General features: G+C 71.0%; 3 protein-coding genes and 1 pseudogene. 1 reads left to right on the forward strand and 3 read right to left on the reverse strand.

The annotated features are described in order from the left end of the window. The 3 genes and pseudogenes from ACFU99_RS37375 to ACFU99_RS37385 form a co-directional block, all read right to left on the reverse strand. Positions 1-1,784: pseudogene (locus tag ACFU99_RS37375) on the reverse strand (hypothetical protein); the annotation flags it as partial. A gap of 74 nt (positions 1,785-1,858) precedes the next feature. Next, positions 1,859-2,344 (reverse strand): hypothetical protein, encoded by a 486-nt coding sequence (locus ACFU99_RS37380; RefSeq protein ID WP_384401242.1) that lies wholly within the window; start codon positions 2,342-2,344, stop codon positions 1,859-1,861. Positions 2,345-2,422: 78 nt separating this feature from the next. Continuing rightward, a complete protein-coding gene (locus ACFU99_RS37385; protein ID WP_384401245.1) occupies positions 2,423-2,740 on the reverse strand; it encodes a WXG100 family type VII secretion target in 318 nt (105 codons plus the stop codon). Between the two features lie 150 nt (positions 2,741-2,890). Between ACFU99_RS37385 and ACFU99_RS37390 the strand changes: the two genes are divergently transcribed. Further along, positions 2,891-3,586, forward strand: coding sequence for a hypothetical protein (locus ACFU99_RS37390; RefSeq protein WP_384401248.1), 696 nt, complete (start codon positions 2,891-2,893; stop codon positions 3,584-3,586). Positions 3,587-3,626: the final 40 nt, after the last annotated feature.

The raw sequence follows: 3,626 nt of genomic DNA on the forward strand, positions 1-3,626 counted from the left end.
ACGCCCCCGCCCTCCTCCGCGAGCTTCGCCGCGTCCTGCGGCTTGCCCAGCGGGCCGGCGGCCGTCTGCGTCCCGGAACCATGCCGGGCGGCGTCGGGCGTCGCGGTCTCCGTCGCAGTCTCTTTCGCGCTGCCGTGACCGGAGTTCGCCGTGCCGTCCTCGTCCCGTGCCCGGTCCTCGTGGCTCCGCCCGTCGTGATCCGTCGCGTTCCGGTCCTCCGCGCCCTTGCCGTGCTCGGGGGTCCGCGGGCCGGGCGGCTCCTTGCCCAGCGCGGCCTGCGGGGTCTTCGTGCTCTGACCGGTGTGGGCGCCCTCCTGCCCGGCGTGCTTGCCCGCGTTGCCCGACGCGCCCGGCTCGGTCCCCGGCCCGGCGGTCTGGTGGGTGGAGTGCGGCTCGGCGCCCTCGTGCGTGGGCCCGCTGTTGCGCTGCGGCTGCGCGGGGGAGTTGTGCGGGGCGCCGGTCTCGGGCGCGTGGGTCTGCCCGGCCCGGCCGGCCGGCGGACGGCCTCCAGTGGGCGGGTGGCCGGCGCCGGGGCCGGTCTCCTCGACCGGGGAGGGGGAGCGGGTGCCGGGCGCCGTGTTCTCGGGGTGCGCGACGCTCGTCTTCGGGCTGCCGGGGCCCTCCGTCACCGGGGGTTTCGCGGTTCCCGCCGGGCCGTGGGGGCCGCTGGTCACGGGGGTCGCCCCGTCGGGACCGGCCGTCACGGTCCGGCCGTCGGGGCCGTCGAACTTCGTCCCCTTGGCCGGCGTCGGCTGGACGTGGGCAGGACCCTGTACCTTGCCGCCCGCGCCGGTCCCCGTACCGCCGCCCGGCTTGGACATCACGTTGTTCGGGCGTATCCCCGAGCCGTCGACGGCGGCGCCGCCGGGGGCCGAGGTGTGCGGGTTCGCCGCTATGCCCTCCGGGTTCTTCACGGTCCCGCCGAACTTGCCCGCGCCCGCCCCCACCGACCCCGGTCCGCTGATGCCGCCGCTGTTGACCACCGGCGGCGTGAAGTCGTTGCCGATCGACGACGCGGTGCCCGAGTGCGGCGCGTCGCCCGACAGCCCCGGGTGCGTGATGTCGGGGTTGATGTGGGGGGAGGACGCGGCCGGGCCGTGCGTCATGTCCTTGAGCCAGTCGCGCCCCTTGCCGAGCCCCTTGGCCATCGGCCCGAGGAGGGCCCCGCCGCCGCCCATGCCGATGGAGATCGCCTCGCCCTTCCACCACTCGGAGCTGCCGAAGTCGGGCATCGGGGTGTTGGTGACCGCGGAGGCGAGGGCCGCGGCGGCCATGTCGAGGCCGAGCGAGGCGGCGGCGTTCACCGCGACGTCCACGGCCACGGCGCCGGCGAAGGCCACCGCGGTGATGGCGCCCTCCGTGAGGACGCCCGCCAGGGCCTCCAGGACCCCGGTGAGAGCCCCGAGGATCGCGTCGAACGGCAGCATGATCGGGAGCGCGAAGATGGCCAGCATGGGCAGCACGGTTTCGATCAGAGCCTTGATCGACTCCATGTCGGCCGCGTGCTTCTCCTGCGCCTGGATGTTCTTGACGTAGTCGCCGAACGCGTTGATGTGGTTGCCGATGTTGCGCGCGTCGTCGACGGCCTTCTGCAGGTGCGCGTCGTGCACCTGGTTCCAGGTGGTCTGGACGGCGGTGTTCCCCTCACCCGTCCACTGCATGCCGTGGACAGCCGCGTCCATGACCGACATCCGCTCCCACAGCATGTCGCTGAAGTCGATCCAGGCGTTCCCGAGCCGGTAGATGCTGTCGGTGACCGAATCGTCGGCGTAGTAATTGGACATGGCGGCGGGTCACCTTTGTGCTGGGCCTGAGCGGGAGGGGCGGCGCGGGGGAGCGGCGTGGTGTGAGCGGCGGGTCAGCCGTAGGTCTCGCTGATGGCGGTCTCCTTGGGGTCGGTGATGCTGCTCTGCCCGCCGCCGCCTTCGCCGTTCATCTGTGCGGCGAAGTCGTTGAACTCCTTGACGACCGCGTCCTCCGCGGCCAGGTAGTTCGTCCCCGCGAGCTGTAGCGCGGAGGCGACCCGGGCGAGCACGCTGTTGCGGACGCTGTCCTCGTTCTTGGAGTTGCCGAACATGTGGGAGATGCAGGCGTTGAGCCGGTTGAAGAACTCCTCGGCCTCCTGCTGGGTCTTCCCGGCCCACCCCAGCTTGAGCTGTTCCAGCGTCGTGAAGATCATGGAGACGTCGGACGAGAGCATGGCGACGTACCCTTCGGGGCTGGCCTTGGACCCGCCGACCTCCTCGCCGAGCTTCCTGAGCAGTTCGCCGTCGACGTCGATCGTGGCGTTGCCGACCGGTGGCTGACCGGCCCCGTAGGTGCCCATGAACTGCGGGGTGCTCATCGTCGCTCCTGGTGTCGTGCGAGGAGCCGGCCCGTGCCGGCCCGGGGCGGTGCGGACACGCCCTCGTGCCGCGTCCGGCTAGTGCTTCTTCTCGAAGTTGTGGGTGTTGGTGTGCTCGGTCTCCTGGTACTGGGTGTACGCGGAGTCCATCCGCCGCTTCATCTCGTGGAGCAGGTCGACGAGTTGCTGCGCGTTCTGCGTGAATTCCCGCTGGAGCGCGGAGAACGTAGCGGCGGCCGGGCTGTGCCAGTGGGTCTCGGCGATGTTGAACGTCATGTTCACCAACATGACCGCGTTCTCGATGCTGGCCGTACGGCCCTGGACGACCTGGATGGCGTCTTCGAGCTGCTCCAGGTCGACTTTGAACTCGGCGGGAGTGAGGGTTTTGGGGGCCACCCCGCGATCCTAGGCCGCGAAGATCACCCGCGGCACTCCCCCATTCCGTCCCCGGCGGCGTCTCAGAACGGGGACCTGGCCCGTGACGCCCGGATTCGATGGGATGGGATCGACCGAACCATACCTGACGTAATCGCGCGGAAGGCAGCCGTGGCAGACGCAACCGAACACCCCAGGGACTCGCGGCACGGCCCGCCGAGGAACTACGACGAGGACGCCCCGCACGACAACGGCGACAAGGACGAGGGATCGAAGCCGCCGCCGGACATCAACAGCGTCCCCAACCTCGCGATGATCTGGGGCGACGCCCCCGCCATCACCGGCCATGTCGAGGGCGCGGGCGCGGGCGGCGACAAGGAGAGCCCGCCGGTCCCCGCCCACCCGGCGTTCCACGTCGACATCGGCAGCATCCACGCGGCCATGCAGACGATGCTGGACGCCTCACGGGTAGCCGTCGACGGCTACAACCAACTGGAGCAGACGGTCGCCCAGGCGATATTCGTCGACCACTCCACGTTCGGACAGGAAGCGACCTACACGGACACCAACCCGAAGTTCGAGCCGGGCGGAGGGGCGGCCAAGCAGCGCGAGTACGGCGTGGGCACGCACTACGCCGACCATTCCGACCACCCCGAGATCCAGCCGGACGAAGAGGTGCGCAAGGCGGGCGTGGCATACGCCCAGGCGATGAACCCCGCGATGACCCAGGTCCTCAAGGAGTGCGCCGACGCGATCGAGCTGGCCGGTCGGTTCATCGTCCGCCTCGACCGCGCGGGCACCTATTACGCGCACGCCGAGGAGAACGCGGTCTTCCCCGAGCCGACCGGCAAGCCCGTGGTGACCTGACCGGGAACTGACGGGCCGTCACGGCTCCCGAAGTCGAAGC

Source organism: Streptomyces sp. NPDC057654, assembly GCF_042800135.1.
Taxonomy (GTDB): domain Bacteria; phylum Actinomycetota; class Actinomycetes; order Streptomycetales; family Streptomycetaceae; genus Streptomyces.

Excerpts from the sequence above, each read along its gene's own strand:
- ACFU99_RS37380 (WP_384401242.1), bottom strand. The coding sequence starts at position 2,344 with ATGAGCACCCCGCAGTTCATGGGCACCTACGGGGCCGGTCAGCCACCG.